This window comes from Pseudarthrobacter phenanthrenivorans Sphe3, from assembly GCF_000189535.1.
Taxonomy (GTDB): domain Bacteria; phylum Actinomycetota; class Actinomycetes; order Actinomycetales; family Micrococcaceae; genus Arthrobacter; species Arthrobacter phenanthrenivorans.
In genome coordinates, this window is record NC_015145.1 from 2,436,242 (window position 1) to 2,461,900 (window position 25,659).

Consider the following 25,659-nt stretch of genomic DNA (forward strand, 5'->3'; position numbering starts at 1 on the left):
CCGCGGTGTCCGTCCCCGGCACTTCGCCGGTGAACCCCAGGAGTATCACCCCCTTATGGTCAGCATGTTCTCGGTCCTTCCTTCCGCCGCCAGCGATCCGGACGGTATCAGCTTTACGGGCATCGCGATCAGCCTGGGCGTGGGCGTCACGGTCTGGCTGGTTGCAACCTTCGTCATTTCCCGCATCACCAAGCGGGTTGCCTCAGGCAGCAACTTCTTCAAGAAGCCCAGGTTCAAGTGGGTGGCGCCGGCCCTGCGGGCACTGGACCATGAGCGGCGCGTCCAGCGTGCCGAAACCATCGGCTCGCTGCTGAACAGTGTTGTGGGGGTCCTGGTGGTGATCATCACCGGCATGTACGTGCTGCAGAACCTGGACATCAACATCGCGCCCCTGCTCACCAGCGTGGGTATCCTGGGTGTGGCCATCGGCTTCGGCGCCCAGCAGCTGATCCGCGACTTCCTGGCCGGGATCTTCATTACCATTGAAGACCAGTACGGAATCGGCGACGTGATCGAAACCAGCGAGGTTGTGGGCGTGGTGGAATCCATGGGTCTGCGCATCACCCGGGTCCGGTCGGATGACGGAGCGATCTGGTACCTGCGCAACGGTGAGATCCTGCGGGTCGGCAACCGTTCACAGGGCAACTACGTGCCGCTGCACGAATCCGAAGACGGCACCACGGACCAGAGCTCGGATCACGGCGCCGAGAATACGAAGACCGAGCAGAAAGCCGGAGAATAGCGATGACGATTCCCATCGAGCCGCAGCGGCCGCAGCTGATGCAGAACGATCCGTTCAGCAAGCCCGGCTACACCGACAACTTCTACGACGCCGTGGGCGGGCACGAGACGTTCGTGAAACTGATCGACGTCTTCTACGACGGCGTTGCCACAGATCCCCTGTTGCGGCCCATGTACCCGGAAGAAGACCTGGCACCGGCCAAACACCGCTTCCTGATGTTCCTGGAGCAATACTGGGGCGGGCCCACCACCTACGGCGAGGAACGAGGGCATCCCCGGCTCCGCATGCGCCACATGCCCTTCAAGGTGACGCCGGAGGCCAAGGACCGTTGGCTGTTTCACATGCGGAAGGCCGTGGATGCGCTGGAGCTGCCTCCGCTGTACGAGGGCACGCTCTGGGACTACATGGAACGCGCGGCGCTTTCCATGGTCAACAGCCCGTCCACCCCATAGGGATTCCTACAGCAACCCGCTTCCGGTCCGTGCCAGCACATGGCCGCGGGTGCCGGTGAGACGGAACCACCGGCCGGACCGGTAGAGCTTCTGGTCGCCATCCGCCAGGAACCCCAGGGCCAGGGCAGCGAAGGCGGCTCCGGCCGGCAGGCCTGATTCGTCCAGTTCCCTGCCCCACACCGCGGCGCGGGCGTTGTTGACGATCAGTGCACCGGGTTTGTCCGGCACTATTCCCGCGACTTCCGCCATGCCGGCCTCGGCTGCTGCGCGGAGGGCGGCGTCGCTGCGGTGCCCCACGAGTTCCCAGCCGCTGCGGGGCGCGCCCACGCCGGTCCAGGATTCGGTGACGGTCGACGGCGGCACGGGCAGTTCCACATCGTCCCCGCCGGCGCGGGCGAGGCGGTCCAGGACAGCCGACAGTGCCACTGTCACGTCCGTCCCCGAGGGCTCCGCCAGCGCCATGGTGCGCAGCCCGAGGATCGTGGGGGTGGACTCGCCCAGCAGTCGCGGCCGCAGCACGCACACGTACGCGGCGAGGACGGAACCTGCCCCCTGGAGCCGGATGGCGCCGTCGTCGATAGCCTTTGCGCGGGTTACGAATGTCTTGAGATCCGCAAGATCGCGGGGGTCGGCGAAACGGAAGGACGAGGTGAGTAGATCAGACACACCAAGAACACTACCGGCTGGGGCTTTGTTGAGCAGTGCCGGGGCGCCGTCTAGAGTCGAACCATGACTGAAGCCGACGCCGGATTGCTGGCGCTCCCCAGCGGGGATCCCACCTCATCGCTCATCTCCCTCCTCGACCTCGGTGAGCTGGAGGGGGCCCGGACGGATGAAGACATTTTCCTGGGGCCCTCGCAGCAGCAGCCCCACCACCGGGTGTTCGGCGGGCAGGTGCTGGCGCAGTCCCTCATTGCCTCCATCCGCACCGTGGCGCCGGACCGTTTTGTCCACTCCATGCACGGCTACTTCCTCCGCCCGGGCGATGCGAACAAGCCCATTACGTTCGGTGTCCAGCGCCTCCGCGACGGCCGGTCCTTTTCCGCCCGGCGGGTCCACGCCTACCAGGAAGGCGTCCCCATCCTGTCGATGATTGCCTCCTTCCAGGGCGAGGACGAAGGGATCGAGCACGAGTCCGCCATGCCCACGGGGATCCCTGATCCGGAGTCCCTGCCCAGCACCGCCGACCTGCTGGGGAAGTTCGACCACCCGGTGGCGCGGCACTGGGCGTATGAGCGGCCCTTCGATATCCGGCACGTCGACCCGCCGCTTTACGTGTCCGCCAAGGGCAAGCGGGAAGCCCGGAACGCCGTGTGGATGAAGACGTTCGGGCCAATGCCGGACAATCCAAACCTGCACCGGGCGGCCCTGGCCTACGCGAGCGATTACACGCTGCTGGAATCCATCCTCCGGCGCCACGGGCTCAGCTGGATCACCCCGGGGATGAATGTGGCCAGCCTCGACCATGCCATGTGGTGGCACCGCCCCGCCCGGGTGGATGAGTGGCTGCTGTATGTCCAGGAATCGCCCAGCGCTCAGGGCGCCCGCGGGCTGGCAACAGGCAAGATCTTCAACCAGGCCGGCCAGCACGTGGCGTCCGTGGCGCAGGAGGGCATGGTCCGGGTTCCCACTGACCTGAAGACCAAAGTGGTGGGGGCTTTCCAGTCCAAGGTGATGGAGCACCAGATCCGTAAGGCGGGCCGCGACTGACTGAACCAGCACGCAAAGGAGGCCGGCACCCGAACGAACGGGCACCGGCCTCCTTTTGCATTTCCGACCAGCCCGGAGGCTTGCCGCAGGATCCTAGTCGCGGGTGAGGCGGCGGTGCGTGACGCGGTGCGGCTTGGCAGCGTCAGGACCCAGGCGCTCTACCTTGTTCTCCTCGTAGGACTCGAAGTTGCCCTCGAACCAGTACCACTTGGAGGGGTTTTCCTCGTCGCCTTCGTAAGCCAGGATGTGCGTGGCCACCCGGTCAAGGAACCAGCGGTCGTGCGAGACCACTACGGCGCAGCCCGGGAATTCGAGCAGCGCGTTCTCCAGGCTGCTGAGGGTTTCGACGTCGAGGTCGTTGGTGGGCTCATCGAGGAGCAGCAGATTGCCGCCCTGCTTAAGGGTGAGGGCGAGGTTCAGGCGGTTCCGTTCACCACCGGACAGCACGCCGGCCTTCTTCTGCTGGTCCGGGCCCTTAAAGCCGAATGCAGCCACGTACGCGCGGGAAGGCATTTCAACCTGGCCAACCTGGATGAAGTCGAGTCCGTCGGACACGACCTCCCACAACGTCTTGTTGGGGTCGATGCCGCCGCGGCTCTGGTCGGCGTAGGAGATCTTCACGGAGTCGCCGATCTTCAGCTCGCCGCCATCAAGCGGCTCCAGCCCAACGATCGTCTTGAAGAGCGTGGTCTTGCCGACGCCGTTGGGGCCAATGACGCCCACGATGCCGTTGCGGGGCAGGCTGAAGGACAATCCATCGATCAGCGTCCTGTCCTCGAAGCCCTTCTGCAGGTTCGTGGCCTCCAGGACCAGTCCGCCCAGGCGGGGTCCCGGCGGGATCTGGATCTCTTCGAAGTCGAGCTTGCGGGTCCGGTCCGCCTCCGCGGCCATTTCCTCGTAGCGTGCAAGGCGGGCCTTGGACTTGGTCTGGCGGCCCTTGGCGTTGGACCGCACCCACTCGAGTTCCTCGGCGAGGCGCTTGGCCTGCTTGGCGTCCTTCTTGCCCTGGATTTCCAGGCGGGCGCGCTTCTTTTCGAGGTAGGTGGAGTAGTTGCCCTCGTACGGGTAGAGGTGGCCGCGGTCCACCTCGGCGATCCATTCCGCCACGTGGTCCAGGAAGTACCGGTCGTGGGTGACGGCGAGGACTGCGCCGGGGTAGCTGGCCAGGTGCTGTTCGAGCCACAGGACGCTTTCGGCGTCAAGGTGGTTGGTGGGCTCGTCCAGGAGCAGGAGGTCCGGCTTCTGCAGGAGAAGCTTGCACAGGGCAACCCGGCGGCGCTCACCACCCGAGAGGTTGGTGACGTCAGCGTCCGCCGGCGGGCAGCGGAGGGCGTCCATAGCCTGTTCCAGCTGGGAATCGAGATCCCAGGCGTCGGCGGCGTCGATGGCTTCCTGCAGCTGTCCCATTTCCTCCAGGAGGGTGTCATAGTCAGCATCGGGGCTGGCCATTTCCTCGGAGATTTCGTTGAACCGCTGGATCTTGCCGTAGATCTCGCCCACGCCTTCCTGGACGTTACCCAGGACGGTCTTCTCCTCGTTGAGGGGAGGCTCCTGGAGCAGGATTCCCACGCTGTAGCCGGGGCTCAGCCGGGCCTCGCCGTTCGAAGGAGTGTCCAGTCCGGCCATGATCTTCAGGATGGTGGACTTACCGGCACCGTTCGGGCCCACGACGCCGATCTTGGCACCGGGGAAGAAGGACATGCTTACGTCATCAAGAATGAGTTTTTCGCCAACGGCTTTGCGGGCCTTGGTCATTGTGTAGATAAATTCCGCCATGGTTCCAAATCTAGTGGGTCGCCGGGCATATCTCACATTCCGGGCCCGAGGCCCGCGGCAACAATCTAGGAGCCCACGAAGCACTTTCCGCTGGCCAGCACCGGAAGGACGGTCACTGCCACAGCGCCGTCACGGACCTGGCCGATGACGCAGTCATCGCCTTGCAGCACGGCGGCTTCGATCGCGTCCGCTTCCAGCCCCGTGGGAGTCCGGCTCTGCGACACCTCCAGGACACCGGGCGCGATTCCCGCTCCGGCCAAGGCATCACTGACCTGCGCGGTGGACGGCTTGGGAGCTCCGGCGGCCAGCCTGCCGAGTGCGTCGGTGACGGTTTGCTTTGTCCTTTCGGTGGCGGCAGCCCCGGCGCCGGAGGTCGTCGAGGTGTCCGCGAGCGGTTCGCTGCCCCCTGCTCCGGGTGCGGCCCCGTTGCCGGCGCTGGGCGTGGCTGCAGGTGACGGGTCAGCCGGCACGGCCGGGCTGCCGGAGGGCGCCGCGACGGAACAGCCCGACAGCAGGAAGACGAGGGCAACGCCGGCCACCGTGGCTGGCAGGCGGCGGGCGGTTGCGCGCAGCAGGAATCTGGTGCCGGAAAGCGGAGCGGGAAGGGCAACCGATGAGGCGCCGGCGGTGGCGGTCTGCCGGTTGTCAAGGGTGTGCCACATGCTGTCATTCTGCCACGCAGCCTTCCCGCGGTTCGCAACCTTGACGGGCAGGGCGCGGCCGGGGGGTGCCGCTCCCTGCCCGCAAGGAACCGGTGAAGCGTCGAGGGTGAAGCGTCGATAAGGTCAGGTCGGGGAAAAATCCTAGGCTCGTGATTCGGCAAGCTCTCCCGTCTCCAGATCCAGGGCAACCAGGTCTCCGTTCCGGTCTTCGATGTAGGCTTCCGGATCGCCGCCATCGTTCGCGTCCTCGTCGTTCTCCTCCGGCTCATCGAATGATGCGTCTCCGCCGGGCTGGTGGATGCCGTCCACGGGAGAATCCTGCTCCACGAGCGAGAGAAGGGGTTTGGTGGAGGACCGGATGAAGTTTGCCGTGCCCCAGGTAAGGTCGTGGCCCACGGCGTCGGCATCGATGGTGTGCGAATAGTAGACCCTGCCGTCCCTTTCCCAGCTGCGGATCTTCAGCTTGCCCACCACGATGACCGGCTGGCCCTTCCGGATGCTGCAGCCCATGCTCCCCGCAAGATGCCGATAGCCCTGGACCAGGAACCAGTTGGTATGGCCGTCGGTCCAGGTGCCCGACTCCTTGTCGTAGCGGCGGGTGGTGGAACCGATGCGGAAGGAAGCGGTGGCCACTCCCCCCGGCGTGGTGGAGCTCTTGATCTCGGTGGCAACAAAGCCCCGGATCGTTATGGTGTCGCTCATGTTGCGTCCTGTCTTCTGTGGAGTGCCATTAGCAGGCATCACCAGCTTGGCCCGGACCGGCGGGCAGCGGGAGCCTCGGCTTTGCCTATGTGCACAACACGCCTCCCGGAGGCGGGTGTTGAGGAAGAGTGGCGCCTGTGGACGTCGGTGACGGTCCCGGCACGTCCGGCAATGTAAACTTTTTGAGGCGCCGGACTTCAGCTCCGGATGCCACTGCCTCAGTAGCTCAGGGGATAGAGCAGCGGCCTTCTAATCCGCCGGTCGGGGGTTCGATTCCCTCCTGGGGCACCATGTGGTGAGTCGAGACATCCTTCACGGATGAGTCGAGTCATCGGTAACACCCCGGTCTTCGGACCGGGGTGTTTTTCTTTGCCCTGTTTTTCTGGGTTGGTAGTTCCGGGTGGGGTCGATGGTGAGTTCGCGGATGATCTCGCCGGTGGTTGCGTCGCTGATGGTGACGTCGTTGTCGTGGATGAGCATCAGGACGTGTTTGCGGGCGTAGGCGCGGCCGATGCCGATGTGGCGGAGTTGGCCTGCGTGGCGGAGGGTGAGTTTCCCGAACTGGTCGACGCGGTCGATGCGCCGACGCCAGTGATCTCCTTGTTTGGATCCGGTCGGTGATGCTTTGGGTATCGCGGTGTAGGCCGCGGCCGGGGTGCGGCGGTCCAGGGCCCGGTGGGGGCGTTCGTGGTTGTAGATGTGCCGGAACTTTTCCAGCTGTTCGTTCAGGTCTTGAAGGGTGTGGGCCCGGGGTTGGCCGGTGAGCCAGCGTTTGAGGGTCTGGTGGAAACGTTCGATTTTGCCTTGGGTCTGCGGGTGGTTCGGGGCGCCGTTCTTTTGGGTGATGCCCAGGGCGTGGAGATGGTGTTCGAAGGCGTTCCTGCCGCCTTTCCCGCCCGCGAGGCGGGTGGTGTAGACCATGCCGTTGTCGGTCAGTGTCGAGGCCGGTAGCCCGTGTTCAGCAGCGCAGGCCAGGAACGTGGTGACCACGGCGGTGACGGTGACGGGTTTGAATCCGGTGCAGGCGAGCAGGTAGCGGGAGTGGTCATCGAGGAAGTTCAGGATCTCGATGTCGGTTCCGTCGGCCAGGGCCCAGTGGGTGAAGTCGGATTGCCAGGTTTCGTTGGGCTGGTGTGCTTCGAAGCGGTGCAGTGAGGCTTTGGGCCGTTTCTTCGGATCCGGAGTGATCATTCCTTTGGTGTGCAGGAGCCGGCGGATCGTGGACGTTGACGGCGCGGGTACTCCTTCTTGTTCGAGGTGCCAGGCGATCGTCACGGGCCCGGCGTCCAGGCCGGCGGTTTGCAGTTCCTGCCGCAGGGTAAGGATCCGCGCGGCTACCGTTTCGGTGGTGCGGCGCGGGTTGCTGAGGGGGCGTTTGGATCGGGGGTCGACGGCGGCGATACCTCCGGCGGACTCGCGTCGGAGGAGCTCGTGGACCCAGCGGCGGCTGACTCCATACCGGCGGGCAGCTTCCGTAACTGTCAGGCCTTGGTCACGGACGGCGAGGACGATCACTTTCTGCTTCGACATGCATCATGCTGGATCCCTGCCGGTGTGAACGATGTCCCGACTCACCGGTGAAGTGTCAACTGGGAACGATGTCCCGACTCATGTGAGAACTATGTCGTGAAACTAGACACCTCCTGGGGCACCACATGGGTTACGCCCCGGTTCTCGAACCGGGGCGTAACAATTTGGCGGGAAATCCTAGGCCTGGAGCCGGTGCGGCGCCTCCACCAGGGCCCGGACCACGCTGCCCGCCGCACCCAACAGGGCGCCCGACTCCCCCACCACCGCGGTAGTGACATGTTCGGGCGGAAGAGCCCCGGGAGCATACTTGGCCAGGCCTTCCAACAACGGCTCCCTCAACCACTGGTCCAGGACGGCGAAGTGCCCGCCAAGGACCACAGACCGCACGTTCACCATCCGTGATGCTGACGCCACTGCAATGCCCAACGAGCGCCCCGCCCTTTGCACGGCCTGCAGGGCGTCGGGATCGCCGGCGGCCAGCGCCGCCAGGAGCCGGGACATGCTTTCCGACCTGGAACGCCCCTTGACCTGGATGCCGGCGGCCGCGAAAATCGCGTCCTGCCCGGCCTCCGTCTCCAGACATCCCGTCCCGCCGCAGGAGCAGCGGGTCCCCGCAGGGTCCACCACGATGTGGCCCACTTCGCCGGCGTTTCCTTCCGGCCCGGTGAAAAGCTCAGAATCGATGACCAGGCCGCCGCCGACCCCCACTTCACCGGAGACGAACAGGAAGTTGCGCCGCGCATGGGGGCCGTGCGCCAGCTCAGCCAGCGCGGCGGCGTTGGCCTCGTTAAACAGGGAAACCCCCAGCGGCGCGCCCGGCAGCAGCCCGGACAGATCCAGCGGCGTATCCCGCCAGCCCAAGTTCGGTGCCACCGTCACAGTGGACGTGCCGGCTTCAACAAGTCCGGGCACGGCAAGCCCGCCGCCGAGCACCTCGACGCCCTTGGCCGCGGCAGCCCTGCGCACGTCACTGGCCAGCCCGGCCAAGGCGGACATCACCGGAGCGCTGGCGCTGTCCCGGTTGTCCCGTTCCCGGATGTCCTGCACCACTACCCGGCCGGAAAGATCGGTGACCCCGGCGGCAATGTAGTCCACGTTGATTTCCATGCCCATCACGCCGCGGGCAGGATTCAATTCAAGGCCCACACCGGGCCTGCCCCGTTCCCCCTGGCGGCTCAGCCCCACTTCGCGGAGGATACCGGCCTCCAAAAGGTCAAGGACGATGCTGGAAACCGAGGCCTTGGTCAGCCCGGTGGCGGCTGCGATCTGCGCCCGCGTCAGGTGAGACCCCGCCGGGGATTGCACTACCCTTCCCAGGACCAGGGCGAGGTTACTCCTTCGCACGTCGCCCATGTTTCCTGGCGTCCCTGCCTCGGACGGTGCGGTAGCAGCTGCACTGCCGGCCATGCGCGCCCCTCCTCAAGATCAAAACGGGCCGTTATTTGGGGCCCTTCGCTATTGACCCTAGCGTAATGGCGCTTATATAGTTCAAGCTATAAACTAAGTCGCGTAAACAGCGACGCCCCCCGACTGCAAGGACGCATCATGACTCTCTCCCCTACACCGGCTGATAAGTTCACTTTTGGTTTGTGGACCGTTGGCTGGACCGGTGCTGACCCGTTCGGTGTCGCCACCCGCGCGGCCCTGGATCCTGTTGAGGCGGTCCACCGGCTGGCCGAGCTGGGTGCGTACGGCATCACGTTCCATGACAACGACCTGGTCCCGTTCGAGGCCACGGCCTCGGAGCGGGAGCTGATCCTGAAGAACTTCAAGGCAGCCCTGGCCGAGACCGGCCTGAAGGTTCCCATGGTGACCACCAACCTGTTCAGCCACCCGGTGTTCAAGGACGGCGGCTTCACCTCCAACGACCGTTCCATCCGCCGGTTCGCCCTGTCCAAGGTGCTGCGCAACATCGATTCGGCCGCCGAGTTCGGTGCTGAGACTTTCGTGATGTGGGGCGGGCGTGAAGGCAGCGAATACGACGGGTCCAAGGACCTCGCCGCGGCCCTGGACCGGATGAAGGAAGGCGTGGACACCGCCGCCGCCTACATCAAGGACAAGGGCTACAACCTGCGCATCGCCCTGGAGCCCAAGCCGAACGAGCCGCGCGGTGACATCTTCCTGCCCACCGTGGGCCACGGCCTGGCGTTCATCGCCCAGCTCGAACACGGCGACATCGTGGGCCTGAACCCCGAAACCGGGCACGAGCAGATGGCCGGGCTGAACTTCACCCACGGCATCGCCCAGGCCCTGTGGGCCGGCAAGCTCTTCCACATCGACCTCAACGGCCAGCGCGGCATCAAGTACGACCAGGACCTCGTCTTCGGCCACGGCGACCTGACCAGCGCGTTCTTCACCGTGGACCTGCTCGAAAACGGCTTCCCCAACGGCGGCCCCCGCTACGACGGACCGCGGCACTTCGACTACAAGCCCTCCCGCACCGACGGCTACGACGGCGTCTGGGAATCAGCCAAAGCAAACATGGCCACCTACCTGCTCCTGAAAGAACGCGCCCTGGCCTTCCGCGCAGACCCCGAAGTCCAGGCAGCCCTGGCCACCTCCGGCGTCGGCGAACTCGGCGAACCCACCCTCGCCGCCGGCGAAACCACCACCGACCTGCTCGCCGACACCACCGCGTTCGAAGACTTCGACGCCAACAAAGCAGCCGAACGCTCCTTCGCCTTCGTCCGCCTCAACCAACTCGCCATCGAACACCTCCTGGGTGCCCGCTAAGCCATGGCCCTCATAGCAGGCATCGACAGCTCCACGCAGTCCTGCAAGGTGGTGATCCGCGACGCGGACACCGGGACGCTCATCCGCCAGGGCCGCGCGGCCCATCCCGAGGGCAGCGAGGTCCATCCTGACCACTGGTGGACAGCACTGCAGGAAGCCATCGCGCAGGCAGGCGGGCTGGATGACGTGGCAGCGGTGTCCGTTGGCGGCCAGCAGCACGGCATGGTCTGCCTCGACGCCGACGGCCAGGTTGTCCGGCCGGCGCTCCTGTGGAACGACACCCGCAGTGCCGGGGCAGCCGCAGACCTCATCAAGGCAGCGGGCGACGGCGATGCTGCCGCCGGCGCCCGTTACTGGGCCCAGGCGACCGGTACTGTTCCAGTGGCTTCGCTGACACTGACAAAGTTGCACTGGCTGGCCGCAAACGAGCCGGAGAACGCCGCAAGGGTTGCTGCCGTCTGCCTCCCCCATGACTGGCTGACGTGGCGGCTACTGGGCTATGGCCCCGGAAGCGGCGAGGCGGGACTGGCGGCATTGACCACGGACCGCTCGGACGCGTCGGGAACCGGCTACTTCTCGACGGCGTCGGGAGAGTATTTGCCGGACGTCGTGAAGTCTTCACTGGGTCACGTCCCCCTGCTTCCCCAGGTGCTCGGTCCACTGGAGTCCGCAGGGAAAACACCCGGCGGCACCCTTCTGGCCGCAGGAGCCGGGGACAATGCTGCTGCAGGGCTGGGAGTGGGTGCAGGCCTGGGTGACGTTGTCATGTCGCTTGGCACCTCGGGGACGGTGTTCGCCGTGTCCGCTACCCCGGCCGCCGACGCATCCGGGCTGGTGGCAGGGTTCGCCGATGCTTCAGGGAACTACCTGCCGTTGGTCTGCACGCTGAACGCCACCCGGGTCTTCGACGCCACGGCGGCCCTGCTGGACGTGAGCCTGCAGGAGTTCAATGAGCTGGCGCTGTCCGCCGAACCAGGCGCGGGGGGCCTGACCCTGGTGCCCTATTTCGACGGCGAGCGCACGCCCAACCTGCCGGATGCCACCGGCTCACTGCACGGCATTACGCGAGCCAACTACACACCGGCAAACCTGGCGCGCGCCGCCGTCGAAGGCGTGGTGTGCTCGCTGGCCGACGGCCTGGCTGCCCTGCAGGCACAGGGCGTGGAAGCCCGCCGCATCATCCTGGTGGGCGGCGGGGCACAATCCGCGGCCGTGCAGGACGTGGCGCCGCAACTGCTGGGAATCCACGTGGTGGTACCGGAGCCGGGCGAGTACGTGGCCGACGGCGCCGCACGCCAGGCCGCCGCGGCACTCACGGGACAATTCCCGCAGTGGAAGCTTGACGCCGTCGACCTGCCTGCAGGGCGGGACGACGGCGGCGTGCTGGCACGCTACCGCCGCTGCGCCGCGCTGTACGCCTGACGCAGCCGGCAGAAAAGGACCCGGACCGCATGTGCGGTCCGGGTCCTTTTTGGGTGGGGCGCAGGCTCCTGCCGTGACGTAGCAGGAGCCCGCGGTCTGGACAGGACATCCAGAGCGTGTCAGGCGTACGGGAGGACAAGCTCCGCGTAGCGCTCCTTCACCGTGGCAAGGACGGAGTTGCCGTCCGTGTCCCAGATGTCCTGATTGAAAATTTCCACTTCGATGTCACCGGTGTAGCCGGCGTCGTGGACCCAGGTGCCGATGGTGGCGAAGTCCACCACGCCGTCGCCCATGTATCCGCGGGACAGCAGCGGATCGGCGGCGATGGGCATGTTGAAGTCGCACACCTGGTAGGAGGCAATGCGGTTCTCCCGGCCGGCGCGATCGATCTGGGCTTTAAGCTCCGGATCCCACCAGACATGGAAGGTATCGACGGCGACGCCCACCGTGAGGGCATCGAACGGCGCCGCAAGGTCCAGCGCCTGCCCCAGGGTGGAGATCAGGGCGCGGTCCGCGGCGTACATCGGGTGCAGCGGCTCCAGGACCAGCCGGACCCCGTTCTCCTCTGCGAAGGGAACCAGATCGGCCAGGCGGTCCGCGACCCGCCGGCGCGCCGCCACCACGTCCTTCTCCCCCGGAGCAAGCCCGCCGACCACCAGGAACAGCTCCCGGGTATCCAAGGCAGCCGCTTCGAGGATGGCGGCACGGTTGTCCGCAAGCGCAGCAGCCTGCCCTTCTGCGTCCGGTGCGGTGAGGAAGCCGCCCCGGCACAGGGAGGAGACCCGGAGCCCGGCGTCCTTGATCAGGCGCGCCGCCTTGTCCAGGCCCACTTCCTCCACACGGTCCCGCCAAGGACCGATGGCGGGGATGCCCGCATTGACACACCCCTCCACCACCTCTGCGAGGGTCCACTTCTTGGTGGTCGCACTGTTGATGGACAGCCGGGAGAAGTCGCTCATACCCCCACCCCGTTGATGCGCAGGTAGTCGGACATCCGGAAGGCAGCCAGCGCAGGGTCCTTCAGCAGGCCCGCCTGGTCGGCCAGCTCGAAAGTCTTGGCCAGGTGGCATACCGAGCGTCCTGAATGCAGGCCGCCCACCATCTGAAACCCTGGCTGCTTGCCGTTGAGCCAGGACATGAAAGCGATGCCGGTCTTGTAGTAGAACGTGGGGGCGCTGAAAATGTGCTTGCCCAGTTCCCGCGTGGAGTCCAGGATTTCGCGTGCCTTCGCTGGATTGCCGGCGTCGTAGTTCTGCAGGGCCACCGAAGCGGCCGGGTAGATCGCCGCGAAGATGCCCAGCAGGGCGTCGGAGTGGTGGCTGCCATCGCCTTCGATCAGTTCGGGGTAGTTGAAGTCGTCGCCGGTGTAGAGGCGGACGCCCTCAGGGAGCGCAGCGCGCAGGGCCACCTCGTGGCTGGCGTCGAGCAGCGAAACCTTGACCCCGTCCACCTTGTCCGCGTTGTCCTTAATGAGGCCCAGGAAGGTCTCGGTGGCGGCAGCCACATCATCCGAACCCCAGTAGCCGGCGAGCGCGGGATCGAACATGGTTCCCAGCCAGTGCAGGATCACAGGCTGGTCCACTTCCTGCAGGAGGGTGGAGTACACGTTCAGGTAGTCCTCGGGACTGCTGGCGACTCTGGCCAAGGCACGGGATGCCATGAGGATGACCTTGGGTCCGGCTTCGGTGATGACGGCGATCTGCTCGCGGTAGGCCTCGAGGACGGCCTGGATGCCGGCTTCCCCGGCCGGCAGGGCGTCGATGTCCAGCTGGTCCGTGCCGGCGCCGCAGGAGACGAGGTCCCGAACGGACTTCCCCGCTGTGGCCGGGTTGCCGGCGGAAACCACCCACGCCGCTTCCACTCCGGTGCGCTTGATGAGCTGCTGGGTGGCTGCCCAGTCCAGGCCCATGCCGCGCTGGGCGGTGTCCATGGCGTCTGCGACACCAAGTCCGTAGGACCACAGCTCGTGGCGGTAGGCCATGGTGGCGTCCCAGTCCAGGCGGGCGGGGGCACCCGGGGTGTTGTCAGCGAGGACTTCGGGAATGACGTGGGCTGCCGCATAGGCGCGCCTGGCAGTGAGCGGAGCGGTGGGGCGGGCCCAGGAGGTGCCGCCCTGCAGCCGGTATTCGCGGGTGCCGCCGTCATTGGAAGGAAGGATGAGCGAGGTCATTAGAGGGTGATCTCCGGGATATCGAGGGTGCGGCGTTCGTCATTGGAGCGCAGGCCGAGCTCGGCGAGCTGGACGCCGCGGGCGGCGGACAGCAGGCCGAAGCGGTGTTCCCGGCCGGCGACGACGTCGCGGAGGAATTCCTCCCACTGCAGCTTGAAGCCGTTGTCCAGCTCAGCGTTGGCGGGGACTTCCTGCCACTGGTCGCGGAAGGACTCCGTGACGGGCAGGTCCGGGTTCCAGACTGGCTTGGGGGTGTGGGCACGCTGCTGGGCAACGCACTTGTTCAGGCCTGCCACAGCGGAACCGTGGGTGCCGTCCACCTGGAACTCCACCAGTTCATCCCGGTACACGCGCACGGCCCAGGAGGAGTTGATCTGGCCGATGACTCCGTCGCCGCCCGGGGTCTCGAGCTCGAAGATGCCGTAGGTGGCGTCATCCGCCGTGGCCTTGTATTCCTTGCCTGCCTCGTCCCAGCGGGTGGGGATGTGGGTGGCGGTCTTGGCGTTGACGCTCTTGACCTTGCCAATGATGCCCTCAAGGACGTAATTCCAGTGGCAGAACATGTCCGTGGTCATTCCGCCGCCGTCTTCCTTGCGGTAGTTCCAGGACGGGCGCTGCGCTGCCTGGATGTCGCCTTCGAAGACCCAGTAGCCGAACTCACCGCGGATGGACAGGATGCGGCCGAAGAAGCCCTCATCCACCAGGCGGCGGAGCTTGACCAGTCCGGGCAGGTAGAGCTTGTCGTGGACGACGCCTGCAGTAACGCCGGCTTCCTTTCCCATACGGGCTAGCTCGATGGCCTCTTCAAGGGTTTCGGCCGTGGGCTTCTCGGTGAAAATGTGCTTGCCGGCCCGCATCGCCTTCTTGAGGGTGGCTGCGCGGAGGCTGGTCATGGAGGCGTCAAACACGACGTCGATGGTGGGGTCGTTGATGACGGCGTCGAGGTCGGTGCTCCACTCGGACACCTTGTGCTTCTCGGCGAGCTCGCGGATCTTGGCTTCGTTGCGTCCCACCAGGATGGGTTCCACCTGGACCCGGGTGCCGTCCTCCAGCGTGAAGCCGCCGGCGTCACGGATGGGAAGGATGGAGCGCAGCAGGTGCTGGCGGTAGCCCATGCGCCCGGTGATGCCGTTCATGGCGATGCGGATTGTCTTAGTTTCGAAGCCCATGTGTCCTCCACGGTGAGTGAGCGTTTGGTCAGCTTGATCGGGAAAGCGCATTCCCACTGCTTCCATGATGCACTGGAGGACGCGATCTTGGCAAGCGCTTTCCGGAAACGCCTGACAACTGCCATAATGTGAGCACGCTTACTGTCCCTTTAAAGCCGTCAGGAGATGCTGTGGCTGCAAGTACCCTTACCGAGGTGGCCCGGCTGGCCGGGGTCTCACCCGCCACGGCGTCGCGGGTGTTGAACGGCTCCGCGCGCAAGCCCGGCAAGGACATCGCTGAGCGGGTCCGCCAGGCCGCCGAGTCGCTGGGATACGTCCCCAATGCCCAGGCCCAGGGCCTGGCGAAATCCAGTTCCGGCTTGATCGGCCTGATTGTGCACGACATTGCAGACCCCTATTTTTCGGCCATAGCCAGGGGGGTTCAGGCGGCCGCACGTGAACAGCGCAAGATGGTACTGCTCGCCACGACCGGAGGGGCGCCGGCTGAAGAGCGTGAAGCCGTGGCGGCTTTCGCCGCACGGCGTGCAGATTCGATTGTCATTGCCGGGTCGCGTTCGTCCCGGGACGAGGACCGCGAGGACAATGCTGAACTGGCGGCGGAGCTGGACAGGTATTGCCGCAATGGTGGACGGGTGGCGGTGGTGGGACATCCGGTGGTGGGCGCTGCCGCCCCCGAGGGGTACCACGTGATCGCGGTCCCCAACCAGGATCTGGCCGGCGACCTGGCAGCGCAGCTTGCCGCCGGCTTCGGCGGCGATTTCGTCATCATCGGTGGCCCCGAGGGCCTCTACACCTCCGATGACAGGATCCGCGGGTTCCAGGAGGGCCTGGCAAAAGCCGGCCAAGCACCCGCTGAGGTCGTAAGGACCTCGTTCAACCGCTCCGGCGGTTATGAGGCGGGCCTAAAGCTGGCGGCCCGCATCAAGTCCGCACGTGAAGGCGGCAGGGAAGCCGCCGGCCCCAAGCTGTGCATCTTCGCAGTCAACGACGTCATGGCCATCGGCGCCTCGGCGGCATTGCGGGCCGAAGGGCTTCGGATTCCCCGGGACGCCACCATCGCCGGTTTCGACGACATCGAAACCCTTCGCGATTTCCGCCCGGCGCTTTCCACCGTCCGATTGCCGCTTGAGGAGATCGGCCGGCTTGCCACCCGGGCCACGGCCAGGCCCTCAAGAAGCAGCGGCGACGGGGAAGAAGACGGCCAGCAGCCCGTTACAGGCGAAGTAACTCTCCGCCGCAGCACCGAAGCGGTGGCCTGATGGCAGTTGCATTGAGCAGCATCCGAGCCCAGGCCACCGCCGGCTCCTGCCCCGCCCCCGGCCCCAGGCCTGCCATGCTTGTGCTGCCGGGCGGCGGCTACGCCCGGCAGGCCGACCACGAGGCCGAACCGGTGGCGGAATGGCTGGCCGGTCTGGGCATCCACGCCTTCGTGCTGCGCTACCGGGTTGCGCCGGACCGGCACCCGGCCCCACTGGAGGATGCAAAGGAAGCCATGCTGCAGATCCGCCTCGGCTCCCACGGGCTGGCAGTGGATCCGGAACGCGTCGGCGTCCTTGGATTTTCCGCCGGCGGGCACCTCGCCGCCACCTTGTCCACCGCCACGGCAACGGGAAGCGGGCGCCTGGACGTCCCGGCAGCAGTCCCGGACCTGACGGTGCTGTGCTACCCCGTGGTTTCGTACACCCGCTCTGTCCATCAAGGATCCGTGGACAACCTCCTCGGCAGCGCGCCGCCGTCGGACGTCCTTGCCGAACTTTCCGCCGAGCGGCAGGTAACCGCTGCCACCCCTCCCGCCTTCGTCTGGCACACAGCGGATGACGACGCCGTCCACGTCAGGCACAGCCTGGGCTACGCCGGAGCGCTCATGGACGCGGGCGTTCCTGCTGAGCTGCACGTCTTTCCCCACGGCAGGCACGGCCTGGGCCTCGCCACGGACGAACCGGGGCCACGCCAGTGGACGGCGCTGTGTGCAGACTGGCTGAACCGTGCAGGCTGGGCTTCGACGGGGGCCGCTGCCGGCAGCAGCAGCCGGGCCGGCAGCCCTGACGGGTCGGCTGCCCGCTGAACCAGCCCGGGCTACAGGGCCCGAATTGTCCAGGATGCCGAATGCGACTCCCCCGCAGCCAGATGAAGGAGATCCGTACCGGAGTTGAAGGCGTCCGGCGGGCACGTCATGGGTTCAACGGCCAGCCCCAGCCGGTCCGGCCCCACCGGCTTGTCGGCCGTGTGGATCTGGACCCACGGCCATTCCGCGCCCCACTCGAGTTCAACGCCGGTTCCCGCGGGATCATGGACGCGGACCCGGGCCAGCCCCTCCCTGTCGCGGGCAATGCCAGTGAAGGCGTGGTCGATTCTCAAAGCGCCCAGCGGGCGGCGGCTGCGGAAGTCGAAGTCGTGCTGGTCCACACCCTTCATGCCCACCGGAAGCAGCCGGTCCGGGGTCACTTCCAGGAACTGGCGGGCGGGAAGTTCCAACGTCCAACCGTCCAGCTTCCCCGGCCCAGCCACCAGATAGGGGTGGGGACAGACACCGTAAGGGGCCGTGGCTGACCCCGAGTTGACGGCAGTCACTGTGCACCTCAGTCCGTCCGGCGCCAGCAGGTAGGTGACGGACACTTCTAGGTCCGAGGGGTATTGCGGACCTGCCGTCATTTTGCACGTCAATCCCACCGAATCTCCGGCGGCCTGCCGAACATCCCAGATTTTGTCCGTGGCCAGGCCGTGAAGGGCGGAGCCTCGTTCCGGTTCATTGATTACAGCCTCGTACGCCTTGCCGCGGTACGTATACTTTCCGTCCTTGAGGCGGTTGGGCCAGGGGGCACAGATGACCCCGCGATAGTCGGGAATCCTCCCGTCCGGGCCAAACCCGAGCACAAGGTCGCGGCCGCGGAACCTGAGTTCCCGGAGGGCACCACCGCGGGCTGTGACGATGGCGGTATACGGCCCGCTGGCGAGGCTGTGTTCTGTGGAGGGCATGGAAATCCTAGGAAGGGGATCAACTTGTTAGCGCTAACCAGCCTAGCGCATGACTCTGGGCCAGCCCGGAATGTTGATCCGGGAGCGGTCCCCTGTCCGGTGCCGGTGGCTACAGTTGCAGCATGGACCAAGGCGAAGCCGTGAACACCCGCCTGCTGGACGCCGTCAGGACGGCACTGCTTGAAGCGGCCGACCCGGTGAGGGGTGCCGGGGCGCGGGCCTATATGAAATCCGCCATGCCGTGCCTCGGCGTCCGGGTGCCCCAGGTGCGCCGCATCGCCAAGGCCGCCGCCGCCCAGTCGCCGTTCGCCTCGGCTGGCCAGCTCCGCGCCACCGTCCTTGAGCTGTGGCGGAACGCTTCATGGCGGGAGGAACGGTATGCAGCCATTGACCTCACCGCCAGCCGACTGGTTGCCGGTGACATGCACATGCTTCCCGTCTACGAGGAGATCATCCGCAGCGGGGCGTGGTGGGACTTCGTGGATAACGTGGCCCCGCGGCTCGGTGGTTTGCTGCAAAGGAACCGCCCGGAAATGTCAGCCATAGTCCTCGCCTGGAGCACCGATGCGGACTTCTGGATAAGGCGGGCAGCCATCCTCTCGCAGCTCAAGGCGAAGGCGGGCACCGATACCGTACTCCTGGCCAGCGTTCTGGAAGCGAACCTGAGAGACCCGGAATTCTTCATTCGCAAGGCCATCGGCTGGGCCCTGCGCGAGTACGCCAAGACGGCGCCGGACTGGGTGGCAGCGTTCGTGGCCGCACACGGCAGCACCATGAGCGCCCTCTCCCGCCGGGAGGCCCTGCGGCACCTGTCCGGGCGCCCTGGCGTTCCCTAGCCACGCTGTCAGGCTGGGCGCGTGTAGCTGCGCGGGATGCCGGGCCTAGGCTTCGAGGCGGCTGGCGGCGCGGGCCCCCGCCAGCGCCAGGATCACCCCTCCGAAAGCGAGTGCGATGAGCCCGTAGACGACGGCGGCCGGCGGGGGTCCCCAGAGCGCGTGCAGCACCAGCGTGCCGGGCACCAGCCCCAGGTAACCTGCTGCCCCTGCGCCCAGCGCCCACGGCCACACCCCGGCCATTGCCCGTGTGGCGCGCCCCGGCCGCCGGGCAGGAGTTGCCGGCACCGACGCCCCAAGGCCTAGGATGACGCCCAGCAGTGGCGGGCCGAAACCCCCGCCCACGGCAAGCAGCAGCAGCGAGAGCCCGATCAGGACCAGGGCCCCATGCCGCCGCCGCATCCCCAGTACCGCCCACGCCGCGAGCGCAACGGCAACCGCCACAGTAGCCACGCCGGACACCATCAGGTCCGGGATCACTGTCACTGCGGGTTCGCCATCCAGGACTTCGAAACCCTCATGCTGCGGCCAGGAACGGATAAACGGGCTCTCCGGCCGCACCGGACCCTGGAGGATCTCGCCGAGCCCGTGTTCCATTCCGGCAAGCGCGGCCAGCACGCCAAACCAGGCGACGACGGTCTGCAGGGCTGCCCCGGGATGCCTTGGTCCCATGCCCCACCTCCTCACCATTGCGGGATGAGTGTTGGACGGTGCTTCGACCCTAATGGCAGGAGTGCGGCGGCAGCAGGGTCAAAGGCCCTGGAAGGTCAGCAGGCGGCCGCAGCCAGGTTCGGCGGAGCTTAGATGACGGGGCGTTCGACGACGGTCTCATGGGTCTTGCGGAACAGCCGGCGCGTGCGGGGATCCCAGAAGACCAGGTACAGGCCAAACAGCAGGCCGGTCACCGCAGCAGCAACGCGGGCAAGCGCCAACGCGAAGCCAAGGTCTTCCGTTTGCAGGTACGGGAAGACCTCCAGCTGATCCGAAATGGCATAGATCATGAAGAAGGACACCACAAAGTAGAGTGCCTTGACTTGCCAGTCGTTCCGGATGCCGGTCACCGCAAAGAGCGGTATGAGCCAGACCACGTACCAGGACTGGATCATGGGAGCCAGCAGGACCACCGCCGCGAAGGCGAGGGTAAGACGGCGCATCACCCGGTCGTAGTCGCCGCGGAAAATCTGCCAGGCCACGATGCCCACGGCAAGCAGCTTCCCGCCGTCGAACACGACGTCCGCAAAGACGGCACCCTCCAGGCCGAACGAATTCGCCAGCGAGGCGACCACCATTCCGATCAGGCCAACGGGGGCGTACCAGATGGAAATGCTGCCCGGAGCGGACAGCCCGTTGATCCAGCCGAAGCCAAAACCATTGACCAGGCTCATCAGGACCAGGAGCCCCAGGCTCAGGCCCGCCGTCAGGCCCCAGAATACGAACTTGCGCAACCAGCCGGCGTCCTTGCCGGCCCACAGCAGCCCAATGAACGGCAGGAACACTATGGTGATGGGTTTGACCGCGATGGAGAGCGTAACCAGGACCACGCCCCGGACCACGCGGTGCGTCGCCGAGTAGTAGAGGCCGGCCAGCGCCAGCCCGATCATGAGGGCATCGTTGTGGACGCTGGCGATGAAGTTGGTGAGGAACAGCGGATTGGCGGCTGTGAGCCACAAGGCCCGGTGCGGGTTGACGCCGTGCAGTTCGGCGAGCCGGGGAACGTAGATGACGCACAGGACCACCCCCGCCAGGGCCACGAGCCGGAACAGCATCACGCTTGCCTCCGGCTGGACGTTGGTGGACCAGACCACGAACTGCTCGATCCACAGGAACAACTGACCATAGGGAACGGGCGCTTCCGTCCACATCTTGTCCGCGCCGAGCTGGAAGTAGTTGGACAGGGCTGAAATGCCGTTCTCGTAAGGGTTGAAACCCTCCACCATCAGCCGGCCCTGGCCAATATAGGCGTACACATCGCGGCTGAAGAGCGGCACGCTGAACATCATCGGCAGCCCCCAGGCCGCGACCGCCATCACTGTGGCCTTCCGCGCCTCCCCGCCCCAGACGCGCACCCGCTGTCCCAGCCGGAGCCACGCACGGACCAGGAGCATCCCGCCCACCGCGAGCAGGATGATGGAGAGCGCGACCCCCACCGCTTCAGCCCTCATCCAGATAAACAGCGGCATCCGGCGGAGTTCGGAGACAGGCGCCAGCCAGCCCACCCCCAGGGATCCGATCATCATGAACATGGAACCAATGAACCCGGCAAGGAGCGGGGAGCGGGCGTTGTCCACGTCGGCACCGCCGGCCGGGGCTGCGGTGGCGGAAGCCCTCTCCCCCGCCGCAGGCACACGCGCCGTCATCTCAGGATCGTCCAATCTTTCTCGTTCGCGATTCTGCCCGGGGGCTTCAAGACCCTGCGGGACGCGTCGCCACGGGGGCGGCATTGACCCGCCGCGTCTCCGAAATCCTAGCATCGGCCGGTGGCGTGGGAGTGTAACGGTAGGCTGGACCGGTGCCTATCTCTAACGAACGAATCGTCTGGATCGACTGCGAAATGACCGGTCTGGACATCAAGAATGACGCCCTGATCGAGGTGGCGGCCCTGGTCACCGACTCGGAACTGAACATCCTGGGTGACGGCGTAGACGTGGTCATCAAACCCGACGATGCCGCGGTGGCCCAGATGAACGACTTCGTCCGGGACATGCACACGAAGTCCGGGCTGCTGAAGGAACTGCCCCATGGCAAGACGATGGCGGAGGCGGAAGCGGCCGTGATGGAGTACATCTCCAAGTGGGTGCCGGACCCCCGGAAGGCGCCCCTGGGCGGAAATTCTGTGGGAACGGACAGGGTATTCCTGTCGCGGGACATGCCCGCCGTGGTTGAACACCTGCACTATCGCGTTATCGACGTGAGCACCATTAAGGAACTCTCCCGCCGCTGGTTCGCCCGTGCATACTTCCAGGCGCCGGCGAAAAAGGGCGGCCACCGGGCCCTGGGCGACATCAAGGATTCCATCGACGAACTGCGCTACTACCGGGAGGCCGTGTTCGTGCCGGCGCCCGGACCGGACAGCGTCACGGCCCAGCAGATCGCCCGCCGCATCACCGCCACGGAGGGACCCGAAGCGCGCGAAGCGTAATCTGCGCCACCTTTCAGGGATTTTTCCCGGAAAACCCCAAAAGTGGACAAAGCACCCCTGAAGAGCAGGTAAGCTATATGAGTTGCCTTTCCGGAGGGCCGGTTCGCCGGTAAATCTGCAGGCACATGGTGGGCTTAGCTCAGTTGGCAGAGCGCCTGGTTGTGGTCCAGGAGGTCGCGGGTTCAACCCCCGTAGCTCACCCTCAGGGGACGGCATGTGCAGCCGTCCGGGAAGGAGGCCGCACCGGATATCCGGTGCGGCCTCCTTCTTTTTGGTTATTGCACCCGCTTCCTGCAACCCAACACTGCCAAAGGACCGCTGAAGATGACCGTTCTGCCAATCACCATCTGGGGAGAGCCCGTGCTGCACCGCCGGGCAGCAGAGGTGGAGGTGTTCGATGACGAGCTGCGGACCCTGATTGCGGACATGTTCGAAACAAACGATGCCGCCAACGGTGTGGGCCTCGCCGCGCCCCAGGTAGGCGTGGGCAAGAGGATCTTCGTGTACAAGTATGCGAATGACGACGGTGCTCCCCCTGCCGGTGTCCTGGTCAACCCGGTCCTGACCTTGTCCAAGATCTCCGGCGCCGTTCCGGATCCGGATGAGGAAGAGGAAGGCTGCCTGTCCTTTCCCAGCGGGCAGTACCCGCTGAAGCGCGCCGAGTGGGCGCGGGTGGAGGGCTTTGACGGCTACGGCCAGCCCGTGAGGTTTGAGGCAACGGGCTGGTTCGCCCGGGTCATGCAGCACGAATACGACCACCTGGACGGCAAGCTCTATGTCAACCGCCTGATGGACCGCTACGCCCGCAAGGCCATGAAGCAGGCCAAGAAGAACGGGTGGGGCGTTCCGGGACTGACGTGGATGCCAGGCGTGGACCCGGACCCCTTCGGCCATTAGGGCCATCAGTTTGACCTGACCGTCTCCTGTCCCGGGCAGGCTGCCAGCACCCGTTTCATGGCGTCCTTTTCCGCTTCGGTCACCCAGAGGGCATAGGCCGCTTTGACCGAGATCTGCCTGGCCACGTAGTGGCAGCGGATTGAGGTGTTTTTCGGAAGCCAGGTGGCGGCATCCCCGGCGCCTTTCTGCTGGTTCGCCGGCCCGTCCGCCGCGATGAGGTTCAGGGGATCGTTGGCCAGGCTCTCGCGCTGCTTGGCCGTCAGCGCCTGCGCACCTTTCTGCCACGCGTCGCCGAGCGCCACCACATGGTCAACCTGGACCGCCCGGCTGCTTTCCGAGCCACGGCGGAAGTCCACGAAGCCGGCGGTGTAGGGCTCCTGGAAGTGACCGGCGGCGATGCGGCACCTGGAACCTTCCATGAAGACGACGTCCTGGAGGTCCCGGCGAAGGATGTCGTTGCGGGTGTCGCAGCCGTTCCGGTCCACATCCAGCCACGCCTGCCCGAACGCTTCGCGGCGGTAGTCATCTTTGGCAGCCCTGCCCTTGACCGAAAGTCCCTCCAGGGCGTCCGCGGCAGAGCCGTGGGGCACCGGCCTGACGGGTACCACGGGCTTCATCCATGAGGAATCGAAGACCGGCGCCTCAACAGGTCCGGAAACGGCAGGTGCCGTGAGCGCGAACTGGCCGGCGGTGAAGAACCAGTACAGGCCCGCCAGCACCAGCAGGCCGGCCAGCAGCAGGATGGCCCAGGCCTGCCGCGAACGACGGCGGGCGGTGCGGTAGGCGGACCAGCTCACGGTCATGGGATGCCTGGCCTTCGGGTGACATCGTGCACCCAAGAAGACTAGGACACTGCCCGGACGTGCCTGCCGATATCCACAGTGTGGAGGGAAGGTGGCGCTGCGCCGGAGCTGTTACTGCTCCCGCATGACCCGCCTGAGGTCCTCCTCGGCGATGGCCAGCAGCCCTTCGAGCTGGCGCACCCGGTCTTCTCCTACGTCGCCTGCCTTGTAGGCGGTACGTGCATCCTCAAGCAGCCGGACGGCTTCTTTGTGGTTCGCTTTGGCCACGTCCAGGGCGTGCTCAAGCGTGGTCTCGTGCTGAAGCGTTGAATCATTATCCATGCCATTAGTGTGATCCCGATTCCCGGCTGATTCCAGCTTCATCAGCCGGGAAATCGGAGGTCCGGCGCGGGAGCCTAGACTGCGACGGCAGCGAGGGCCGCGGCTGATTCCTTGGCAGGGAAGGACGGCGGGTTCACGCCTGCCATTTCTTCCATGACGCGGACCACCTGGCAGCTGTAGCCGAATTCATTGTCGTACCAGACATACAGGACCAGGTTCTTGTCTGTGGAGACGGTGGCGAGGCCGTCCACGATGCCTGCACGGCGGGACCCCACGAAGTCGGTAGAAACGACTTCCGGCGAGTCGATGTAGTCGATCTGCTTGCGCAGGTCCGAGTGCAGCGACATCTCGCGGAGGTAGTTGTTGACCTCGTCCTTGGTGGTCCCGTTTTCCAGGCTCAGGTTCAGGATGGCCAGGGAAACGTCCGGGGTGGGGACCCGGATGGAGCTGCCGGTCAGCTTGCCCAGCAGTTCGGGCAGTGCCTTGGCAACAGCCTTGGCGGCGCCGGTCTCCGTGATGACCATGTTCAGCGCTGCGGAGCGGCCGCGGCGGTCGCCCTTGTGGAAGTTGTCGATCAGGTTCTGGTCGTTGGTGAAGGAGTGGACGGTCTCCACGTGTCCGTGGATGACGCCGAATTTGTCGTTGATGGCCTTCAGCACGGGGGTGATGGCGTTGGTGGTGCAGGACGCGGCGGAGATGATCTGGTCCGTGTCCTCGATGGTGCCGTGGTTGATGCCGTGGACGATGTTCTTAAGCTCGCCCTTGCCAGGGGCCGTCAGCAGCACCCGGGCCACGCCCTTGCTCTGCAGGTGCTGGGAGAGTCCTTCCGCGTCGCGCCAGCGGCCGGTGTTGTCCACCACCAGGGCGTTGGCGATGCCGTAGGCGGTGTAGTCGATCGTGGCCGGGTTGTCCGAGTAGATAACCTGCACCTGCACACCGTTGGCGGTGATGGTGTTGGCTTCCTCGTCAATGCGGATGGTGCCCTCGAAGGAACCGTGGACCGAGTCGCGGCGCAGGAGGCTGGCGCGCTTGGAGAGGTCGTTGTCCGAGCCGCGGCGGACCACAATGGCGCGCAGCCGCAGGCCGTGGCCCCCGCCGGCCTTTTCGATCAGGAGGCGGGCCAGGAGACGGCCGATCCGGCCAAAGCCGTACAGCACAACATCAGTGCTGGTGCGGTCATCGCCGCCACGCTTGCCCACCACATCCGCGAGTTCCGCACGGAGGAATTCTTCAAGGGTGGCGCCATTGCCTTCTTCCTTGAACTTCTGGTTCAGCCGGGCAATATCGATCGCCGCCGCACCGAGCTCCAGCTGCGCCAGCGTGTTCAGCAGCGGGGCAGTCTCCTCCAGGAGCAGTTCGTCCTTGCTCATCCGGCGCGCAAAACGGTGCGCCTTCAGGATGTTCATGGTGGACTTGTTGATCAAACTCCGGCCATGGATGCTGGTCACCACGTTGTTTTCGCGGTACAGCCGGCCGATCACCGGAATCATGGCCTCAGCCAGGGCCTCCCGGCCCATCCACGTATCAAGACAAGAATCTGACGTCTGGCTCACAGAAATACCTTCCTCGGTTCAGCCGTGTACGTCCTCGTACACGGATGTCGGCCACCACATGTTGTGCAG

The 25,659-nt window shown here is 66.0% G+C and carries 25 protein-coding genes and 2 tRNA genes; 12 read left to right on the top strand and 15 right to left on the bottom strand.

Annotated elements, in window-relative coordinates; translation table 11 throughout:
• The first annotated feature begins 55 nt into the window (after positions 1-55).
• Both ASPHE3_RS11305 and ASPHE3_RS11310 read left to right on the top strand, forming a co-directional pair.
• Positions 56-742, top strand: coding sequence for a mechanosensitive ion channel family protein (locus tag ASPHE3_RS11305; RefSeq protein WP_013601346.1), 687 nt, complete (start codon positions 56-58; stop codon positions 740-742).
• A 2-nt stretch (positions 743-744) separates the two neighbouring features.
• A complete protein-coding gene (locus ASPHE3_RS11310) occupies positions 745-1,194 on the top strand; it encodes a globin (protein ID WP_013601347.1) in 450 nt (149 codons plus the stop codon).
• A gap of 6 nt (positions 1,195-1,200) precedes the next feature.
• Here ASPHE3_RS11310 and ASPHE3_RS11315 read toward each other — a convergent pair whose 3' ends face one another.
• On the bottom strand, positions 1,201-1,860 hold the full coding sequence (locus ASPHE3_RS11315) for a hypothetical protein (protein ID WP_013601348.1): 660 nt from the start codon (positions 1,858-1,860) through the stop codon (positions 1,201-1,203).
• Positions 1,861-1,923: 63 nt separating this feature from the next.
• Between ASPHE3_RS11315 and ASPHE3_RS11320 the strand changes: the two genes are divergently transcribed.
• Positions 1,924-2,904, top strand: coding sequence for an acyl-CoA thioesterase (locus tag ASPHE3_RS11320; RefSeq protein ID WP_013601349.1), 981 nt, complete (start codon positions 1,924-1,926; stop codon positions 2,902-2,904).
• Positions 2,905-2,997: 93 nt separating this feature from the next.
• On the opposite strand, the gene ettA is transcribed toward ASPHE3_RS11320, so the two are convergent.
• From ettA to ASPHE3_RS11335, 3 genes are all read right to left on the bottom strand, one after another.
• Positions 2,998-4,680, bottom strand: coding sequence for an energy-dependent translational throttle protein EttA (gene ettA / locus ASPHE3_RS11325; protein ID WP_013601350.1), 1,683 nt, complete (start codon positions 4,678-4,680; stop codon positions 2,998-3,000).
• Positions 4,681-4,745: 65 nt separating this feature from the next.
• Entirely contained in the window at positions 4,746-5,342 is a 597-nt protein-coding gene (locus ASPHE3_RS22700) for a DUF6993 domain-containing protein (protein ID WP_013601351.1), read from the bottom strand.
• Between the two features lie 141 nt (positions 5,343-5,483).
• On the bottom strand, positions 5,484-6,044 hold the full coding sequence (locus tag ASPHE3_RS11335; protein ID WP_013601352.1) for a single-stranded DNA-binding protein: 561 nt from the start codon (positions 6,042-6,044) through the stop codon (positions 5,484-5,486).
• Between the two features lie 215 nt (positions 6,045-6,259).
• Between ASPHE3_RS11335 and ASPHE3_RS11340 the strand changes: the two genes are divergently transcribed.
• A tRNA-Arg gene (locus ASPHE3_RS11340) sits at positions 6,260-6,335 on the top strand.
• Positions 6,336-6,356: 21 nt separating this feature from the next.
• On the opposite strand, the gene ASPHE3_RS11345 is transcribed toward ASPHE3_RS11340, so the two are convergent.
• The gene (locus tag ASPHE3_RS11345; RefSeq protein WP_013599876.1) at positions 6,357-7,574 is read right to left on the bottom strand and encodes an IS481 family transposase; all 1,218 of its coding nucleotides are present in this window, start codon (positions 7,572-7,574) and stop codon (positions 6,357-6,359) included.
• 177 nt (positions 7,575-7,751) lie between these two features.
• On the bottom strand, positions 7,752-8,981 hold the full coding sequence (locus ASPHE3_RS11350; RefSeq protein ID WP_013601353.1) for an ROK family protein: 1,230 nt from the start codon (positions 8,979-8,981) through the stop codon (positions 7,752-7,754).
• Between the two features lie 138 nt (positions 8,982-9,119).
• Between ASPHE3_RS11350 and xylA the strand changes: the two genes are divergently transcribed.
• Complete coding sequence (gene xylA, locus ASPHE3_RS11355; protein ID WP_013600825.1) at positions 9,120-10,307, top strand: xylose isomerase; 1,188 nt, start codon at positions 9,120-9,122, stop codon at positions 10,305-10,307.
• Positions 10,308-10,310: 3 nt separating this feature from the next.
• Positions 10,311-11,729, top strand: coding sequence for a xylulokinase (gene xylB, locus ASPHE3_RS11360; RefSeq protein WP_013601354.1), 1,419 nt, complete (start codon positions 10,311-10,313; stop codon positions 11,727-11,729).
• Positions 11,730-11,848: 119 nt separating this feature from the next.
• Here xylB and ASPHE3_RS11365 read toward each other — a convergent pair whose 3' ends face one another.
• Genes ASPHE3_RS11365 through ASPHE3_RS11375 form a run of 3 tightly spaced genes read right to left on the bottom strand, consistent with a single transcriptional unit; the run spans position 11,849 to position 15,068 of the window.
• Entirely contained in the window at positions 11,849-12,688 is an 840-nt protein-coding gene (locus ASPHE3_RS11365) for a sugar phosphate isomerase/epimerase family protein (RefSeq protein ID WP_013601355.1), read from the bottom strand.
• Complete coding sequence (locus tag ASPHE3_RS11370) at positions 12,685-13,899, bottom strand: dihydrodipicolinate synthase family protein (RefSeq protein WP_013601356.1); 1,215 nt, start codon at positions 13,897-13,899, stop codon at positions 12,685-12,687. The genes ASPHE3_RS11365 and ASPHE3_RS11370 overlap by 4 nt, the downstream gene beginning before the upstream one ends.
• Positions 13,899-15,068 carry a Gfo/Idh/MocA family protein gene (locus ASPHE3_RS11375; RefSeq protein ID WP_013601357.1) on the bottom strand — a complete coding sequence of 390 codons (1,170 nt, stop codon included), beginning with the start codon at positions 15,066-15,068 and terminating at the stop codon, positions 13,899-13,901. Before ASPHE3_RS11375 ends, ASPHE3_RS11370 begins: the two co-directional genes overlap by 1 nt.
• Before the next feature lie 170 nt (positions 15,069-15,238).
• On the opposite strand from ASPHE3_RS11375, the gene ASPHE3_RS11380 reads away from it, so the two are divergent.
• Positions 15,239-16,327 (top strand): LacI family DNA-binding transcriptional regulator, encoded by a 1,089-nt coding sequence (locus ASPHE3_RS11380; RefSeq protein ID WP_013601358.1) that lies wholly within the window; start codon positions 15,239-15,241, stop codon positions 16,325-16,327.
• Positions 16,327-17,133: an alpha/beta hydrolase gene (locus ASPHE3_RS11385; protein ID WP_013601359.1), complete on the top strand. Its 807-nt coding sequence runs from the start codon at positions 16,327-16,329 to the stop codon at positions 17,131-17,133. Before ASPHE3_RS11380 ends, ASPHE3_RS11385 begins: the two co-directional genes overlap by 1 nt.
• 11 nt (positions 17,134-17,144) lie before the next feature.
• On the opposite strand, the gene ASPHE3_RS11390 is transcribed toward ASPHE3_RS11385, so the two are convergent.
• A complete protein-coding gene (locus tag ASPHE3_RS11390) occupies positions 17,145-18,044 on the bottom strand; it encodes an aldose 1-epimerase family protein (protein WP_013601360.1) in 900 nt (299 codons plus the stop codon).
• A gap of 122 nt (positions 18,045-18,166) precedes the next feature.
• On the opposite strand from ASPHE3_RS11390, the gene ASPHE3_RS11395 reads away from it, so the two are divergent.
• Complete coding sequence (locus ASPHE3_RS11395; RefSeq protein WP_013601361.1) at positions 18,167-18,880, top strand: DNA alkylation repair protein; 714 nt, start codon at positions 18,167-18,169, stop codon at positions 18,878-18,880.
• A gap of 45 nt (positions 18,881-18,925) precedes the next feature.
• Here ASPHE3_RS11395 and ASPHE3_RS11400 read toward each other — a convergent pair whose 3' ends face one another.
• Positions 18,926-19,549 carry a hypothetical protein gene (locus ASPHE3_RS11400; RefSeq protein WP_013601362.1) on the bottom strand — a complete coding sequence of 208 codons (624 nt, stop codon included), beginning with the start codon at positions 19,547-19,549 and terminating at the stop codon, positions 18,926-18,928.
• 128 nt (positions 19,550-19,677) lie between these two features.
• Positions 19,678-21,234 carry a polyprenol phosphomannose-dependent alpha 1,6 mannosyltransferase MptB gene (gene mptB, locus ASPHE3_RS11405; protein WP_049786064.1) on the bottom strand — a complete coding sequence of 519 codons (1,557 nt, stop codon included), beginning with the start codon at positions 21,232-21,234 and terminating at the stop codon, positions 19,678-19,680.
• 152 nt (positions 21,235-21,386) lie between these two features.
• On the opposite strand from mptB, the gene orn reads away from it, so the two are divergent.
• The 3 genes from orn to def all read left to right on the top strand — a co-directional run bounded on the left by orn (position 21,387) and on the right by def (position 22,913).
• The gene (gene orn, locus ASPHE3_RS11410) at positions 21,387-22,016 is read left to right on the top strand and encodes an oligoribonuclease (protein WP_081459847.1); all 630 of its coding nucleotides are present in this window, start codon (positions 21,387-21,389) and stop codon (positions 22,014-22,016) included.
• 128 nt (positions 22,017-22,144) lie between these two features.
• Positions 22,145-22,217 (top strand) — tRNA-His (locus ASPHE3_RS11415).
• A 123-nt stretch (positions 22,218-22,340) separates the two neighbouring features.
• Entirely contained in the window at positions 22,341-22,913 is a 573-nt protein-coding gene (def, locus tag ASPHE3_RS11420) for a peptide deformylase (protein ID WP_013601365.1), read from the top strand.
• Between the two features lie 5 nt (positions 22,914-22,918).
• On the opposite strand, the gene ASPHE3_RS11425 is transcribed toward def, so the two are convergent.
• From ASPHE3_RS11425 to ASPHE3_RS11435, 3 genes are all read right to left on the bottom strand, one after another.
• A complete protein-coding gene (locus ASPHE3_RS11425) occupies positions 22,919-23,716 on the bottom strand; it encodes an HNH endonuclease family protein (RefSeq protein ID WP_013601366.1) in 798 nt (265 codons plus the stop codon).
• Positions 23,717-23,827: 111 nt separating this feature from the next.
• Positions 23,828-24,037, bottom strand: coding sequence for a hypothetical protein (locus ASPHE3_RS11430; protein ID WP_013601367.1), 210 nt, complete (start codon positions 24,035-24,037; stop codon positions 23,828-23,830).
• 74 nt (positions 24,038-24,111) lie between these two features.
• Positions 24,112-25,590 carry a glyceraldehyde-3-phosphate dehydrogenase gene (locus ASPHE3_RS11435; protein ID WP_081459848.1) on the bottom strand — a complete coding sequence of 493 codons (1,479 nt, stop codon included), beginning with the start codon at positions 25,588-25,590 and terminating at the stop codon, positions 24,112-24,114.
• Positions 25,591-25,659: the final 69 nt, after the last annotated feature.

Excerpts from the sequence above, each read along its gene's own strand:
- ASPHE3_RS11390 (WP_013601360.1), bottom strand. The coding sequence starts at position 18,044 with ATGCCCTCCACAGAACACAGCCTCGCCAGCGGGCCGTATACCGCCATC.
- ASPHE3_RS11400 (WP_013601362.1), bottom strand. The coding sequence starts at position 19,549 with ATGGGACCAAGGCATCCCGGGGCAGCCCTGCAGACCGTCGTCGCCTGG.
- ASPHE3_RS11365 (WP_013601355.1), bottom strand. The coding sequence starts at position 12,688 with ATGAGCGACTTCTCCCGGCTGTCCATCAACAGTGCGACCACCAAGAAG.
- ASPHE3_RS11395 (WP_013601361.1), top strand. The coding sequence starts at position 18,167 with ATGGACCAAGGCGAAGCCGTGAACACCCGCCTGCTGGACGCCGTCAGG.
- xylB (WP_013601354.1), top strand. The coding sequence starts at position 10,311 with ATGGCCCTCATAGCAGGCATCGACAGCTCCACGCAGTCCTGCAAGGTG.
- mptB (WP_049786064.1), bottom strand. The coding sequence starts at position 21,234 with ATGACGGCGCGTGTGCCTGCGGCGGGGGAGAGGGCTTCCGCCACCGCA.
- ASPHE3_RS11375 (WP_013601357.1), bottom strand. The coding sequence starts at position 15,068 with ATGGGCTTCGAAACTAAGACAATCCGCATCGCCATGAACGGCATCACC.
- ASPHE3_RS11430 (WP_013601367.1), bottom strand. The coding sequence starts at position 24,037 with ATGGATAATGATTCAACGCTTCAGCACGAGACCACGCTTGAGCACGCC.
- ASPHE3_RS11370 (WP_013601356.1), bottom strand. The coding sequence starts at position 13,899 with ATGACCTCGCTCATCCTTCCTTCCAATGACGGCGGCACCCGCGAATAC.
- def (WP_013601365.1), top strand. The coding sequence starts at position 22,341 with ATGACCGTTCTGCCAATCACCATCTGGGGAGAGCCCGTGCTGCACCGC.
- ASPHE3_RS11385 (WP_013601359.1), top strand. The coding sequence starts at position 16,327 with ATGGCAGTTGCATTGAGCAGCATCCGAGCCCAGGCCACCGCCGGCTCC.
- ASPHE3_RS11425 (WP_013601366.1), bottom strand. The coding sequence starts at position 23,716 with ATGACCGTGAGCTGGTCCGCCTACCGCACCGCCCGCCGTCGTTCGCGG.
- ASPHE3_RS11320 (WP_013601349.1), top strand. The coding sequence starts at position 1,924 with ATGACTGAAGCCGACGCCGGATTGCTGGCGCTCCCCAGCGGGGATCCC.
- ASPHE3_RS11335 (WP_013601352.1), bottom strand. The coding sequence starts at position 6,044 with ATGAGCGACACCATAACGATCCGGGGCTTTGTTGCCACCGAGATCAAG.
- ASPHE3_RS22700 (WP_013601351.1), bottom strand. The coding sequence starts at position 5,342 with ATGTGGCACACCCTTGACAACCGGCAGACCGCCACCGCCGGCGCCTCA.
- ASPHE3_RS11305 (WP_013601346.1), top strand. The coding sequence starts at position 56 with ATGGTCAGCATGTTCTCGGTCCTTCCTTCCGCCGCCAGCGATCCGGAC.
- ASPHE3_RS11350 (WP_013601353.1), bottom strand. The coding sequence starts at position 8,981 with ATGGCCGGCAGTGCAGCTGCTACCGCACCGTCCGAGGCAGGGACGCCA.
- xylA (WP_013600825.1), top strand. The coding sequence starts at position 9,120 with ATGACTCTCTCCCCTACACCGGCTGATAAGTTCACTTTTGGTTTGTGG.
- ASPHE3_RS11310 (WP_013601347.1), top strand. The coding sequence starts at position 745 with ATGACGATTCCCATCGAGCCGCAGCGGCCGCAGCTGATGCAGAACGAT.
- ASPHE3_RS11345 (WP_013599876.1), bottom strand. The coding sequence starts at position 7,574 with ATGTCGAAGCAGAAAGTGATCGTCCTCGCCGTCCGTGACCAAGGCCTG.
- ettA (WP_013601350.1), bottom strand. The coding sequence starts at position 4,680 with ATGGCGGAATTTATCTACACAATGACCAAGGCCCGCAAAGCCGTTGGC.